Raw genomic sequence first — 14073 nt, forward strand, 5'->3', positions numbered from 1 at the left:
AATATTCCAGCAAGGCAATATTTGGAGGAGCTTCTTACAATCCCTTACATGGTTTGCTCTCTGTCAGAAAATCTTTGCAGAAAGCAACGCTTTCTGCCGCCCATCAGAGCAAATGAGGAAAAGCTTGCTTAAGAATCATTTGCGGATGGGCGGCATATAAGATTTTCGTCCGGTCCCTACCACGAGAGCGCTAAAAGCGAAGCGGCTGTGGCGAGTGGCAAAAACGCAAAGCATGTTAGGGATTGTTAAGCTCTGGAAACCTGATTGCCGGCTGGAATCATTCCGTTCTCATCGCTTGCATCTGTATTCCAGAAAACCCGCATTTAGCAGATTACAAAAAAAGAAACCACATACATCGTACATGATTTCTTTTACCCCATTTATTTGTGAACTATTTATTATTTTACAATTCTTCTAACGCATGCTACTTCACGGTAGTTTGCAGGAGAAGTTGTCTTAATTCCTGTTTTTTTACTGCTAGCATGAACAACCGTATTATTTCCAATATAGATTGCCACATGACCATAATAGCAAATCAAATCGCCAGGCTTTTTATTAGACCAACTTACCTTTGTACCAGCACTTCTCTGATCTCCAGAAGTTCTTGGAATGTTATATCCAAAGTGCTTATATACAGACTGTGTAAACCCAGAGCAATCAGCTCCCTTTGTTAAGCTTGTACCACCATATACATATGGATTTCCTACAAACTTAAGAGCATAATTTGCCACTTCTTCACCTTTTGTCACTTTAATTTCACTTTTGGATAAGTATTTTGTTAATACGAAGCCTTCTTCACCATCTTTCTTTACAACTGTCCAGTTTCCACTTGTACCGTAACATTTGATCTTATTCCCTCTGCTATAGCTTCCTAAGGATGTAGAACCGGTAGAAGGTGTCTTTCTAATCTTAATACTTTCTTTTACATATCTTGTATATGCACTCTTATATGTAACAACTGGCATATCCTTAGAAAGATATTCTGTCTTAACATAACCTTTCTGTCCATCAAAAGAAACCTTTGTCCAGGAATCCTTTGTTCCAACGCAGGTTACTTCATCCTTCCAGTAATATTTTCCAAGAATGGAAGAAGAAGCAGATGCGCTTTTTCTAATATTTAAAAAGTCAACGGTTACATATCTTGTATATGCTGCACTGACTTCCTGCTGATCTGCAATTACTAAAACCCCTGCGAATAAAATAAAACACAATACAATTGATAATACTCTAGAAAATAAATTTTTCTTCATAATTACTCCTTTTTTACTGTCCCTCACTCCAACATTTAATATATTATCACAAGAATTAATCTTTGTAAATGTATTTTGTAACAGTATTTTGCACTTTTTCGTGAACATTCGTAATAATTCCGTAACTATTTTCCAGAATATTTGGGGTTATGCTTTATATTTTACTGCTGTTCCATACTTTTGGCTTCAGAAGACTTTTTCCCATCTTCTGAAACCTTGTATCCTCATTAAACACCTTCCATAAAGGGGAAAGTCAACATTTTTTTCATTTTAAGAAAAATTTATCCCTGTGCGCGAACCACTCCGGGTTTTCGATAAAAATATACAGACATACACGTTGCGATGCTCCATCCAATCGGCCATGCACACCAGATTCCAACAGATCCAAAGAATCTGGAGAAGACAAAAGCAAGTACAACCCTAAGAATCAGATCTGTAAATGTAGCTGTCATAAACTGGCGCATGGCTTGAGCTCCTCTTAACACTCCATCCGTAATCAGCTTTGTGGCAACCACAACATAGAATGGTACGATAATGCGAAGAATCTGCATTCCCGTCTGAACGGCTGCACCTGTTCCTTCATCCATAAAGAGCAACATCAGCGGTTTACTTGCCGTCAAATATAAAATAATAATCGGGACTGACATAATATATACCATCTTTAATCCTGCACGATAGCCGGGACTGATCCTATCCATTTTCCTGGCACCAAGATTTTGAGAAATATAACTGGACATTCCATTTCCCAGCGTGGTAAAGGATGTAATCACCAGATTGTTTAACTTGATCGCAGCAGAATATCCCGCAATGACGGCAGGTCCAAATCCATTTATGACACTTTGAATCAGAATATTTCCAATGGATATAAAGCTCTGCTGTAAGATACTAGGTACTGCAATCCTGGAAATCTTGATCAAAATATCATAGGAGAACCATACCATCCTTTGTTCTATAGGCATCTTTCCTATTCTTTTCAGTAAAATGACCAATGATAAGATGCAGCTTACTCCCTGACAAAGAAAGGTCGCCCATGCGACTCCATCCACTCCCATTCCTAATGCTGTTACAAACAGATAATCTACAATTACATTAGAAACAGAGGAAACGGCCAACAGATAAAACGGCGTCTTAGAATCCCCCAATGCAGAGAAGATTCCTGTTGCAATGTTATAATAGAACAGAAAAAGCAGTCCCGCCGTATAAATTTTTAAATATAAGAGAGAATCTGCAAAGATTCCAGTTGGTGTATGTATCACTTTTAACAATGCAGGCGTACAAAAAAATCCAAATATCATTAATGCAAAACATAATACACCGCTTGCAATCAACGCTGTGGATACAGCTGTCTTTAATTCCCAGATTTTTTTTGCTCCAAACAACTGGGAAATAATGACCGAGCATCCAATATTACATCCGACCGCAAATGCCAGATAAATCAATGTAATCTCATAGGAGTTTCCCACTGCTGCCAGTGCATTCTCACCAACAAACTTTCCTACCACCAAACTATCTGCAATGTTATATAGCTGCTGAAAAATTACGCTTCCAAACAAAGGAAGTGAATATCTCCATAATATTCTCTGGGGGTCCCCCACAGTTAAATCTTTGTTCATGTTCCTTTACTCCATTTCTCTTTTCCACAGTCATTACTGTCTATCGTAATAATCTTTTCCATCACTTGGCTTAAAATATGTACGGATGTGTCCGTCTGTGGATACAATAACGATTTCATTGCTTTTCTCCAGATAATAGACATCATCTCCATCCTCTTCTTCATACTTATGCAGCACATCCTTAGACTGAATCACACGATTAGCCCCTTCCAGATATTCTTCCTTTGTGTCATATCCGAATTCATCTCCGTGCTTTTCAAAATGTCCTTCCAGATTTTCTTCAGAACGGAAGGTATACGTAATCTCTACCTTTTTTTCGTTCTTATCTTCTGTTGTCTGCTCTACAGATGTATCACCGATCAGGTTGGATAAAAAGGGAATATTTCCCGCCTGAGAGCCAAAAACGGCGATAATAAACAAAACCACAAGAGTAATCAGTCTTTTTTTCATTGCTGTTGTATTATTGTTTTTCATACATAACCTCCTAAAACCATTTTGTAATTTCATAACTTAGCGATTTATTATAACATAAAAAGCACAGTCTTTTCACAAAGACTGCACAGACTGTAGACAAAGTTTGTGCTGGAGATAATCTCCAGCACCACTTTTCTTTGAAAAATGACTTTTCTTTTAATAACCGCCAAATATTATGGATGGTTGAGATTCTTTCTTCCCTTTTGGCCAGTATCCTGGCCAGTTTTTTCAGGTTCATACATGCAAAAGTAAGCCCCGCTTTCATCTCCATCCGGGCTTTTCCTATGTATTGTGTATAACGAAATCCATGCTGCTCTTTGGCTGTTCCGAAAATCCTCTCGATTGTCTCCTTTCTTAAGTCATATATCTGTTTATTGCCAAGTGTATGCCTGATGTCCTCTGCTTTCTCCATATATTCTTCCCACACATGGCGGGTGATCACTTTTATATGTTCTTTGCTTTCCGTACATCTATGAAGATTTGGACAACTGGCACATATTTCTCCGCAGCTTACGTATTCCCTATAACCCTCCCTGTTTGTCGTATGATAGGATAATATATGGTTTTCCGGACATATATAGCAGTCATAATACTCATCATATACATACTCATATTTTCGGAAAAAACCTTCCTTTGTCATTGGCCTTTTGTATGGGAACAGCGGCTCGATACCATCTTCTAACAACTCATGGGCGATTGCTGGTGTACGATAACCGGCATCTGCTATGATCATAGCCGGTGAATAGATCTTTATCTTGTCATAAAGTGTTTTGAATGTCCGGCTGTCATGTTCATTCCCCGGATGAATGCTGTATCCCAGGATCCAGCCATGTTTATCACAAGCTGTTTCCACTGCATAGGCAAAAACATGTTTATGCTCGCCTTTACGAAACCAGCCGCTTTCCGGATCACTGATACTGCATTTCTGCGTTTTAATTCCTTCTGGAATTTCTTCTTCCTTTGTATTATCACCGCTCCCGCTGCCGGATGGGGGATCATTTTTGTCTTTTTCTTTCAAAGGCTTTTTCCCATGCGCTTCACGATCCCTGGATATTTCCTTCTGTAGTTTCTCTTCATACCAAAGGGCCTGTTCCTGTGCAACTCTTTTTCGCATTTTTTTGCTGTTTGCACATGCTTTCACATGAGTGGAATCCACAAAGATCTGATCGGTGTCCACCAGTTTAAATTTCATGCAGTCTTCCAATATTTTTGCAAAGATCTGTGTCCTTAAAACGGCGTGTATAGTTTTTTCCAAAGGTTGAAAAATGTGGTACCGGATCCATCATGTCTAATCCAAGGAACCATCTGTAAGCAACGTTTACTTCAATCTCCTTGATAGTCTGTCTCATACTTTTAATTCCATAAAGGTATTGAATAAAAGGAATTTTGATCAGCATAACAGGATCCATGCTGGGTCTTCCATTATCAGAACAGTATTTTTCTTCTACAAGATCATAGATAAAAGTCCAGTCGATGGCTTTATCAATCAAACGCAGCATATGGTTTTGAGGAACCATGTCATCCATACAGAACATCATCATCTGTTCCCTTTTTTTGTCTGCATTTTTTGTCATCATAAAAAACACCGCCTTTCTGATATTTCAATTATATCAGAAAAACGGTCGTAAACATAGAAAAGCCCGGCTTTCGCCGGGACTTTGTCTACAGTCTGCACAGTCTTTTCACAAAGACTGCACTTTTTTTCATTTTATTTTACTGCCATCGGTTTTAGACCATGCCATTGGCTACTTTGTATTTATAAAGCATTTCTGCATGATTTTGCTCTTCCACCTGAATATCTGCTAATAACTTTCGAACAGCAGAATTGTCAAATCGAAAAACATCTCCGTTATATTCTGAAGATACCATTTTTTCTGTGCCAATACAATCGGTCGCCAAAAAGCAATCATCCTTTTTATCCTGAGACTCTCCCATTCCACTATAGGTGGCTTTTGGATGATAATCTCTTCCACTGGTGTCATTACAATTGCAAGTCGGTACACTTCCGGAAAGTACCTGTTTAAGAGAATCGTGATGCTGTTTTTCACTCTTATGCAGTTCCATAAACAGATCTTTTAACACTGGGTCCTTGGCTTCTCCACTATATTTCTTATATTTGTCCATACAGTTTTGCTCCTGTGTCTGCAACTCTCTGAGCACCATTGTTTCTTTTTCGTTTAATACCATGTAACTCTACCTCTTTTCAAATAATTTGATAGAAGTATTATGAACTAAATTGGAAGATTTTATACTATCTCAGTTATTGTAAGTCTATTTTATTATAAACCATTACTGTCTTTTCCTTGAATTTTTGAGGTTTCGTATGGTATATTATTATCAATATTTCATTTTTTACATTTTATTCCAATCATTTCAAGTAAAGGAGGTATCTATGATGTATCGTCACAAACTCATCCTCTTAAGAAACACATATCTGCAGGAAATACACACTTTGGAACAAGAGATTACCATGCTACCTACGGAATCCTTTTTCATTTGTAAGAATGGCTCTTATTCTAAATGGATCCAAACCTTAAATGGAAATCAAGTAACCATTCCTAAGAAAAATCGAAAACTAGCAGAAAAATTAGCTTATCGAAAATATGCCTTATTACGAATCCATGATTTAACTCAAGAAATAAAGTCAATTGATAAGTACCTAAAATCTCCCCCACTACGAAATGGAAAATCCTCTTCTTTACTTAAAAATCCACTTTATACAGAATTATTATCTCCTTATTTCCAATCTCTCGATCAAGAGCTATCCAATTGGTCTAAGATGACATATGAGCATAATCCACATCATCCAGAATATGCGACACTAAAGAGTCCATCTGGACATCTCGTTCGTTCAAAATCTGAATTACTAATTGATATGGCATTATTCCAGCATCAATTACCATTTCGATACGAATGTCAGCTTCTATTAAGTGGAATTGCTTTTTATCCTGATTTCACCATTCGTCACCCAAAATCCGGAAAAACTTTTTACTGGGAACATTTTGGTATGATGAACAATCTTAACTATTCAAAAAAAACTTTTGAAAAATTACAAATTTATAATAACCATAACATCCTACCTGACTTCAACTTGATTACCACATATGAAACAACAAATCATCCACTAAATCTTGATGTCATTGAAAATAAAATTGAATTCTTTTTTTCATAATTGGGCGTTTTTCTCTTTTTTTTCATCTTACGTCCATTTAGAGAACCATTTTCTTATTTTAACTTACTTTTTGGTCGTAAAATATTCTTATTTCTTAAAAACGACCACTATTCTCTACTTTCTTGGCTGTTTTTATTATTTTTCCATTTTTTACGACCATTTTTGCCTTTTTCCCTTTGGAACAATGACTTTTTGGTCGTAAAACTCTTTTTTCTCTAAATGCGGCCATTTTCCAATAGGATTTATGCTCTGTAAAATCCTAATATAAGAAAACCCCGGAAAACCTTGATTTTCCGGGGTATGTTGCAAATATTCTCTGTAAGAAATTATCTCTTTGAGAACTGTGGTGCACGACGTGCAGCTTTTAAACCATATTTCTTACGTTCTTTCATACGTGGATCACGTGTTAAGTAACCAGCTTTTTTAAGGATTGGACGGTAAGCATCAGAATCTACTTCTAATAATGCTCTAGAGATACCATGTCTGATAGCTCCAGCCTGTCCTGTAAATCCGCCACCTTTTACGTTTACTAAAACGTCATATTTATCTAAAGTATCAGTAGCAACTAATGGCTGACGTACTACTACTTTTAATGTTTCTAATCCAAAGAAATCATCGATGTCTCTTTTGTTGATCGTGATTTTACCTGTACCAGGTACTAAATATACTCTTGCAACACTGCTTTTTCTTCTACCAGTTCCGTAAAATTTTGTTGTAGCCACTGTATTGTCCTCCTTATATTAGTATTTGATTTCTAATGCTTTTGGCTGCTGAGCCTGCTGTTTGTGTTCTGGTCCAGCATAAACGTGAAGTTTCTTGATCATAGATCTTCCTAAAGGACCTTTTGGAAGCATACCTTTTACTGCAAGGTAGATAACGTCTTCTGGCTTTTTCGCCATTTTTTCTCTTAAAGTTGTTTCTTTCATACCACCAACGTAATCAGAGTGATGATAATAAATCTTCTGATCCATCTTCTTACCTGTTACTTTGATTTTATCAGCATTGATGATTACTACATAATCACCTGTATCGATGTGTGGTGTATAAATTGGTTTGTTTTTACCTCTTAAGATTTTTGCAACTTCAGAAGCTAAACGTCCTAATGTATGTCCTGTAGCGTCAACTACATACCATTCTCTGTTAATTGTTGATGGGCTAGCCATAAAACTTTTCATGGTTGTTCCTCCTTAAATTGTTAATCAAATAATAGTTCATAGAATCCCATCCAGGCATTCTCCATCCAATGCCCTTCGGATTTTTGTATATTGAAAATATCCCGCCGGGGCTGTGGCTTGATATTGTTCGTACTTGTCACAGTTTAATATTATATAACACTGTTCCCCGTGTGTCAATGATTTTATGATTGAAAAGTCAAAATGTCAATAGGTATTTACACTAATTACAAATATTCTATTCCAATCAATTTCAGTCCCTTCGCCGGTACCTTCGGCCCTGCTTTCGTCCGGTCCTTTGCATCCAAGATCTCCTGAACATATTCCGGCGGATATACACCTAAGCCTACTTTAATCAGCGTCCCTACAATAATCCTTACCATATTGTATAAGAATCCGTTGCCAGAAACACGGATCTTCACCATAGATCCTTCCTTCGTCACATCCAGATCATAAACCGTTCTCACCGTTGTCAATTGCTGTCCTCTGGAAGAACAAAAACTTTTAAAATCATGTTCCCCTTTGATAATCTCCGCAGCCTTTTGCATCGCTTCAATCCTGAGGGGAATAAAAACAAAATGGCTGTATCGGCTATACAACGGATTTTCGAATTGGGCATTATAAATCTGATATTCATAGGTTTTTCGGCTATCACAATGTCTTGGATGAAAATCATCTGCCACCTGACAGGAATGCTGTACCACGATATCCTTAGGAAGCCGTTGGTTTAATGCATAACTTAGCTTCTCGCCTGGAATCGTTGTCTCTGAATCAAAAACCGCTACATTTCCCAATGCATGAACGCCTGAATCTGTTCGACTGGCTCCAATGACTTGTATATCCTCTTTCAACAGTTCTCTGAGCTTCTGATTGAGTACACCTTCCACTGTCACTCCATTTGGCTGACTCTGCCAGCCACAATAATGTGTTCCATCATATGCAACGACTAATTTAAAACGCTTCATCCTCTATCTCCTGTTATCTATCGTATCACACGCATGCCAATCATAACTGCCAGATATATTCCTACAATGGCATATGCGATATAATCCCTTTGTTCATAAATCAGCGGCTTCATCTTCGTTCTTCCTTCCCCGCCATGATAACAACGGGATTCCATCGCCATGGCCAGATCATTGGCTCGACGAACTGCAGATACGAACAGCGGCACCAGAATCGGCACTACGCTTTTCACCTTCTGTATCAGGTTTCCCTGATCAAATTCGGCTCCTCTTGCCATCTGCGCTTTCATAATCTTATCCAGCTCCTCTGTTAAGATAGGAATAAATCGCAAAGCAATAGCCATCATCATGGATATCTCATGTACTGGTATCTTTAGCTTCTTAAGAGGCTTTAACAGCTTCTCCATGCCATCTGTCAACTGATTCGGAGTTGTAGTCAATGTCATCAAAGAAGAACCAAGAATCAAGAATACCAGACGAATTGCCATAAAAACAGCCGTCTGAAGACCTTCGCGTGAAATATCACAAAATCCAAAATCAACGATGACTTCCCCTGGAATAAAGAACATATTCAATACAACGGAAAAAATCAAAATCGTAAATACTGCTTTTAATCCTCTTACCATATAAGAGAAAGGAACCGTTGAAATTTTAACCATAACCGCCAGAAATACCCCTGCCAAAAGGTAAGCTGCTATGGATTTCCCAATAAATAACGAAATAATATACAGGACTGTTCCAGCCACCTTCGTTCTTGGATCTAAGCGATGGAGGAAGGAATTTCCTTTATAATATTGTCCAAGTGTAATTTCTCTTATCATAATGTCTGTTTCCTCTTCAGCACTTTTAGAATCTGATCTTCTGCTTCTTTCAGCGTAATTGCGGTTACTTCTTCCTCAAAGAATCCCCGCTCTCTTAAGTCCTCCATCAAATACATATAAAATGGAACTGCCAGCCCAATTTCCTCTAATTTTTCTTTATGCTTAAAAACTTCCTTTGGCACATCATCATAGAGCAAACAACCCTGGTCCATAACCAGAATTCGATCCACATAGTTAGCAATCTCTTCCATAGAATGAGACACCAAAATAATTGTGATACCCTGATTTTCATGAAGCCGTTTTAATAATTCCAGGATTTTATCCCTTCCGATGGGATCCAGGCCAGCAGTTGGCTCATCCAGGATAAAATATTGTGGATGCATGGCAAGAATTCCAGCAATGGCGACACGACGTTTCTGTCCCCCAGACAATTCAAATGGAGATTTCTCATAGTATTTCTCGTCCATTCCCACCATCTGGAGCGCCTCCCTGGCTCTCCCCTTCACTTCCTCCTGAGAAAGTCCCAGATTCTTTGGGCCGAAACAAACATCCTCAAAAACCGTTACTTCAAAAAGCTGATGCTCTGGATATTGGAAGGACAATCCCACCTTTCCTCTTAATTCTTTTAAGGAATATCCTTCTTGATAGATATCGCTTCCATCAAATAATACTTTCCCTTCATCTGGCTTTAACAGGCCATTCAAATGTTGAATCAGAGTTGATTTTCCTGATCCTGTATGACCAACGATTCCAATAAACTCTCCCGGTTTAATTTCTAAACTTACATTAGAAAGGGCCTTTCTCCGACTGGAATCCCGATATTGATAACTAATATTTTCTAATTTAATTGACATAATGCTTCCACCAATTCCTCTTTTGTCATAATTGTCTCTGGCAGAGGAATTCCTTCTTTCCGCAGCTCATATGCCATGCTTGCTGCATGAGGAACCTCAAGTCCATAGGATTTTACCGTTTCTACCTGAGAGAATATCTCCACCGGTGTCCCGCTCATGACAACTTTGCCATGATCCATAACAAACACTTTATCTGCGTCGATTACTTCATCCATCTTATGCGTAATCAGAATAATGGTAATTCCTTTTTCCCGATTCAATTCATGGATGGTCTTAATAACATCTTCTCTTCCTTTTGGATCCAGCATGGCTGTAGGTTCATCCAGGATAATGCATTCTGGTTCCATGGCCAGAATGCCTGCAATGGCAATTCTCTGCTTCTGACCGCCAGAAAGATGATTGGGAGAAGACATACGGTAAGCCATCATCCCTACCGCTTCCAGACTTTCTGCCACTCTGCGCCAAATATCTTCTGTAGGTACTCCAATATTCTCCGGTCCAAAGGCCACATCCTCTTCTACGATATTGCCAATAATCTGATTATCCGGATTCTGCAATACAATTCCTGCATTCTGCCGAATGTCCCAGATGCTGGACTCATCATCCGTACGCATTCCCTTCACGTAGACAGTCCCTTGAGCTGGCTGAAGTAAACCATTTATATGCTTGGCAAGAGAAGATTTTCCAGAACCATTATGCCCCAGAACTGCAATAAACTGCCCTGCTTCTACTTCCATATTTACACCTGCAATGGCTTCTATAGTTTCTATTACATTGCCATCGTCATCCTTCCGAAAATAGCGATGGACCAAATCTTTTATTTGAACGATACTCATTTCTTTTACCTCATATCTGAAACTTCAGTTTCCTAGTAATCAAGTATAGCATAACCTTGCCAGCTTTGCCAAGTCGCTTATGAAATGTCGCCTTCTTCGAAACGCTTTTGTTGCATAAGAAATTTGTAATAAAAAGAAAAAGCCATGGAAAAATATAAATACTTTTCCATGACTCTTGATTTTTCTTAATTATATAACAGCTTATACTAATTCAAGAAGAACTTCCATAGCTGCGTCACCTTTACGCTGACCAATTTTAACGATTCTTGTATAACCACCGTTACGTCCAGCATATTTTGGTGCATATTCATCGAATAATTTCTGTGTTAAGTCTACTTTCTTTGTATTTGCTTTTCTACCAGCTGCAGCTTCAGGAACTTCAGTTACAGGGTATAAAACTTTTAACATCTGTCTTCTTGCATGTAAACGAGAAGGCTGATCTTTCTTGATTTCTTTCTGAACAGTTTCGTATACAGTAACTTTCTTACCATCTACAACTTCTTTCACTCTCTTACCAGCTGCATCTTTCTTAGCAACTTTAGCGTCAACTGTAACTGTTTCAAAGTTATCTTTTTCTTTTACTGCTAATGCGATTAAGCCTTCAGCAATTTTACGAACTTCTTTTGCTCTTGCTTCTGTTGTAATAATCTTACCATTGTAGATTAAGCTTGTTACCTGTCCACGTAATAATGCTTTTCTCTGAGAAGATGTTCTTCCTAATTTTCTGTATTTTGCCATTGTATTGACCTCCTATGATTTTTCGCTTTGCTTACTTAGACCTTCGGCTTAAGCGGGTCTATATTGTATCTATTATTCTTCGCTAGAATTTAAGGATAAACCTAATTCTTTCAATTTTGCTAAAACTTCTTCTAATGATTTGCGTCCTAAGTTACGAACCTTCATCATATCTTCAGGAGTTTTGTTTGTTAATTCTTCCACTGTATTGATTCCAGCTCTCTTTAAGCAGTTATAAGAACGAACAGATAATTCTAATTCATCAATGTTCATTTCCAATACTTTTTCTTTTTCATCATCTTCTTTTTCTACCATAACCTCTGCAGATTTTGCATTTTCAGAAAGGTCTACAAAAAGGTTCAGATGTTCGCAAAGTACTTTTGCTGCTAAACTAACTGCTTCATCTGGAGATAATGTACCATTTGAGAAAACATCTAAAGTTAATTTATCGTAATCTGTAATCTGGCCTACACGTGTATTCTCAACCATTAAGTTGACACGCTCTACTGGTGTATAGATAGCATCTACTGCAATCTCATCGATAGAAGCATCTTCGCGTTTTCCTTTGTCAGCACCTACATATCCACGACCATTTGTAATGGTAAGTTCCATGTCTAATCTGCTGTCCAGTCCGCCGCTTAAAGTAGCAATTACCAGATCCGGATTTAAGATTTCGATATCACTGTCTACGTTAATGTCCCCTGCCGTTACGACACCTTCACCAGAGAATTCAATATATGCTGTTTTTGGTTCATTAGAAGTGCTATTATTCTTAATAGCTAATTCTTTGATGTTCATGATGATCTCAGTCACATCTTCTTTTACGCCTGGAATGGAACTAAATTCATGTAAAACGCCTTTGATCTTTACAGCACTTACTGCTGCACCTGGTAAAGATGACAGCATAATTCTTCTTAAAGAATTACCCAATGTTGTACCGTATCCTCTTTCTAATGGTTCTACAACAAAACGTCCATAACGATTATCTTCGGAAATTTCAACAATCTCAATTCTTGGTTTTTCAAATTCAAACATTCCCGGCCCTCCTTGTGGGTTTCAGTGTTATTGAGGGTGTTACATTACCAGAAAAACTGCCCAGGGCAGTTTTGGTATAGTCACAAAACCGAACAGCCGACAGAAGAAACTTCTGCCAACTGTTACGATTAATTTTTTATTATTTAGAATATAATTCGACGATGAGTGTTTCGTTAACTGGTACGTCGATTTCTTCTCTTGTTGGTACTTCTTTCACGATACCTTTTAAGTTTTCGTGATCAGCTTCTAACCAAGCTGGAACTAATCTTCCATCTGTTACTTCCAAGATATCTTTATATCTCTGAGAACCTTTGTGTTTTTCTTTGATTTCGATCACATCGCCAACTTTTACCTGGTAAGATGGGATATTAACTGTCTTACCATTTACTAATACATGTTTGTGGTCAACGATCTGTCTACATTCTTTTCTTGTTCTACCATATCCTAAACGGAACATAACGTTGTCTAATCTTAATTCTAATAATGTCATTAAGTTAGGACCTGTTAAGCCGCGCATTTTATCAGCTTTTGCATAGTAGTTTCTGAAAGGTTTTTCTAATACACCATAGATGAATTTTGCTTTCTGTTTTTCGCGAAGCTGTAAACCATATTCGCTTAATTTTCTATTGGATCTATGTGCATTTCTATTAGATTTTTTATCAATTCCTAAATAAACTGGATCTAAAGCTAAAGATCTACATCTCTTTAAGACGGGAGTTCTATCTACTGCCATTCTTTACAAACCTCCTGATTATACTCTTCTACGTTTTGGTGGACGACATCCGTTGTGAGGAACTGGAGTCACATCCTTGATGCTGACTACTTCCAAACCACAAGCCTGAAGAGCTCTGATAGCAGCTTCTCTTCCTGATCCTGGTCCCTTAACCATAACGTCTACTGTTTTTAAACCATGTACTAATGCTGCTTTTGTTGCAGTTTCAGCAGCCATCTGAGCTGCATATGGTGTAGATTTTCTAGAACCTCTAAATCCTAATCCACCTGCACTTGCCCAAGAAAGAGCATTTCCTTCAGCATCAGTTAATGTAACGATTGTATTGTTAAAAGATGACTGAATGTGAGCCTGTCCATGCTGAACATTTTTCTTCACACGTTTTTTTGTCACTTTTTTAGTAACTTTCTTTGCCATTA

15 protein-coding genes and 1 pseudogene are annotated in these 14073 nt (G+C 37.9%); 1 reads left to right on the forward strand and 15 read right to left on the reverse strand.

The window, feature by feature from the left end; all coding sequences use genetic code 11:
• Positions 1-398: 398 nt before the first annotated feature.
• From BHF69_RS10015 to BHF69_RS10035, 5 genes and pseudogenes are all read right to left on the reverse strand, one after another.
• The gene (locus tag BHF69_RS10015; RefSeq protein ID WP_075671154.1) at positions 399-1250 is read right to left on the reverse strand and encodes a C40 family peptidase; all 852 of its coding nucleotides are present in this window, start codon (positions 1248-1250) and stop codon (positions 399-401) included.
• 281 nt (positions 1251-1531) lie between these two features.
• Positions 1532-2863 carry an MATE family efflux transporter gene (locus tag BHF69_RS10020; protein WP_075671156.1) on the reverse strand — a complete coding sequence of 444 codons (1332 nt, stop codon included), beginning with the start codon at positions 2861-2863 and terminating at the stop codon, positions 1532-1534.
• A 33-nt stretch (positions 2864-2896) separates the two neighbouring features.
• Complete coding sequence (locus tag BHF69_RS13820; protein WP_083651229.1) at positions 2897-3337, reverse strand: hypothetical protein; 441 nt, start codon at positions 3335-3337, stop codon at positions 2897-2899.
• A 10-nt stretch (positions 3338-3347) separates the two neighbouring features.
• Positions 3348-4914: pseudogene (locus tag BHF69_RS10030) on the reverse strand (IS1182 family transposase).
• A gap of 151 nt (positions 4915-5065) precedes the next feature.
• The gene (locus tag BHF69_RS10035) at positions 5066-5524 is read right to left on the reverse strand and encodes a ferritin-like domain-containing protein (RefSeq protein WP_075671158.1); all 459 of its coding nucleotides are present in this window, start codon (positions 5522-5524) and stop codon (positions 5066-5068) included.
• Positions 5525-5729: 205 nt separating this feature from the next.
• On the opposite strand from BHF69_RS10035, the gene BHF69_RS10040 reads away from it, so the two are divergent.
• Complete coding sequence (locus BHF69_RS10040) at positions 5730-6509, forward strand: ATPase (RefSeq protein ID WP_143249527.1); 780 nt, start codon at positions 5730-5732, stop codon at positions 6507-6509.
• Between the two features lie 326 nt (positions 6510-6835).
• Here the strand turns inward: BHF69_RS10040 and rpsI are convergent, their stop codons facing one another.
• From rpsI to rpsK, 10 genes are all read right to left on the reverse strand, one after another.
• Complete coding sequence (gene rpsI, locus BHF69_RS10045) at positions 6836-7231, reverse strand: 30S ribosomal protein S9 (protein ID WP_075671162.1); 396 nt, start codon at positions 7229-7231, stop codon at positions 6836-6838.
• A gap of 18 nt (positions 7232-7249) precedes the next feature.
• The gene (gene rplM / locus BHF69_RS10050; RefSeq protein ID WP_075671164.1) at positions 7250-7684 is read right to left on the reverse strand and encodes a 50S ribosomal protein L13; all 435 of its coding nucleotides are present in this window, start codon (positions 7682-7684) and stop codon (positions 7250-7252) included.
• Positions 7685-7908: 224 nt separating this feature from the next.
• Positions 7909-8646: a tRNA pseudouridine(38-40) synthase TruA gene (gene truA, locus BHF69_RS10055; protein ID WP_075671166.1), complete on the reverse strand. Its 738-nt coding sequence runs from the start codon at positions 8644-8646 to the stop codon at positions 7909-7911.
• A 17-nt stretch (positions 8647-8663) separates the two neighbouring features.
• Entirely contained in the window at positions 8664-9464 is an 801-nt protein-coding gene (locus BHF69_RS10060) for an energy-coupling factor transporter transmembrane component T family protein (RefSeq protein WP_075671168.1), read from the reverse strand.
• Positions 9461-10318, reverse strand: coding sequence for an energy-coupling factor transporter ATPase (locus BHF69_RS10065; RefSeq protein ID WP_075671170.1), 858 nt, complete (start codon positions 10316-10318; stop codon positions 9461-9463). Before BHF69_RS10065 ends, BHF69_RS10060 begins: the two co-directional genes overlap by 4 nt.
• Positions 10303-11154 (reverse strand): energy-coupling factor transporter ATPase, encoded by an 852-nt coding sequence (locus tag BHF69_RS10070; RefSeq protein ID WP_075671172.1) that lies wholly within the window; start codon positions 11152-11154, stop codon positions 10303-10305. The genes BHF69_RS10065 and BHF69_RS10070 overlap by 16 nt, the downstream gene beginning before the upstream one ends.
• A 201-nt stretch (positions 11155-11355) precedes the next feature.
• The gene (locus BHF69_RS10075) at positions 11356-11892 is read right to left on the reverse strand and encodes a bL17 family ribosomal protein (protein WP_075671174.1); all 537 of its coding nucleotides are present in this window, start codon (positions 11890-11892) and stop codon (positions 11356-11358) included.
• Positions 11893-11964: 72 nt separating this feature from the next.
• Positions 11965-12924 (reverse strand): DNA-directed RNA polymerase subunit alpha, encoded by a 960-nt coding sequence (locus tag BHF69_RS10080; RefSeq protein ID WP_075671176.1) that lies wholly within the window; start codon positions 12922-12924, stop codon positions 11965-11967.
• Between the two features lie 139 nt (positions 12925-13063).
• Positions 13064-13657: a 30S ribosomal protein S4 gene (rpsD, locus tag BHF69_RS10085; protein ID WP_075671178.1), complete on the reverse strand. Its 594-nt coding sequence runs from the start codon at positions 13655-13657 to the stop codon at positions 13064-13066.
• Between the two features lie 18 nt (positions 13658-13675).
• On the reverse strand, positions 13676-14071 hold the full coding sequence (gene rpsK, locus BHF69_RS10090) for a 30S ribosomal protein S11 (protein WP_075671180.1): 396 nt from the start codon (positions 14069-14071) through the stop codon (positions 13676-13678).
• Between the last annotated feature and the right edge of the window lie 2 nt (positions 14072-14073).

The sequence above is a fragment of the Anaerostipes sp. 992a genome, assembly GCF_001940245.1.
Taxonomy (GTDB): Bacteria; Bacillota; Clostridia; order Lachnospirales; family Lachnospiraceae; genus Fimousia.

Coding starts and splice junctions, on each gene's coding strand:
- BHF69_RS10015 (WP_075671154.1), bottom strand. CDS start 1,250: ATGAAGAAAAATTTATTTTCTAGAGTATTATCAATTGTATTGTGTTTT.
- BHF69_RS10020 (WP_075671156.1), bottom strand. CDS start 2,863: ATGAACAAAGATTTAACTGTGGGGGACCCCCAGAGAATATTATGGAGA.
- BHF69_RS13820 (WP_083651229.1), bottom strand. CDS start 3,337: ATGAAAAACAATAATACAACAGCAATGAAAAAAAGACTGATTACTCTT.
- BHF69_RS10035 (WP_075671158.1), bottom strand. CDS start 5,524: ATGGTATTAAACGAAAAAGAAACAATGGTGCTCAGAGAGTTGCAGACA.
- BHF69_RS10040 (WP_143249527.1), top strand. CDS start 5,730: ATGATGTATCGTCACAAACTCATCCTCTTAAGAAACACATATCTGCAG.
- rplM (WP_075671164.1), bottom strand. CDS start 7,684: ATGAAAAGTTTTATGGCTAGCCCATCAACAATTAACAGAGAATGGTAT.
- truA (WP_075671166.1), bottom strand. CDS start 8,646: ATGAAGCGTTTTAAATTAGTCGTTGCATATGATGGAACACATTATTGT.
- BHF69_RS10060 (WP_075671168.1), bottom strand. CDS start 9,464: ATGATAAGAGAAATTACACTTGGACAATATTATAAAGGAAATTCCTTC.
- BHF69_RS10065 (WP_075671170.1), bottom strand. CDS start 10,318: ATGTCAATTAAATTAGAAAATATTAGTTATCAATATCGGGATTCCAGT.
- BHF69_RS10070 (WP_075671172.1), bottom strand. CDS start 11,154: ATGAGTATCGTTCAAATAAAAGATTTGGTCCATCGCTATTTTCGGAAG.
- BHF69_RS10075 (WP_075671174.1), bottom strand. CDS start 11,892: ATGGCAAAATACAGAAAATTAGGAAGAACATCTTCTCAGAGAAAAGCA.
- BHF69_RS10080 (WP_075671176.1), bottom strand. CDS start 12,924: ATGTTTGAATTTGAAAAACCAAGAATTGAGATTGTTGAAATTTCCGAA.
- rpsD (WP_075671178.1), bottom strand. CDS start 13,657: ATGGCAGTAGATAGAACTCCCGTCTTAAAGAGATGTAGATCTTTAGCT.
- rpsK (WP_075671180.1), bottom strand. CDS start 14,071: ATGGCAAAGAAAGTTACTAAAAAAGTGACAAAAAAACGTGTGAAGAAA.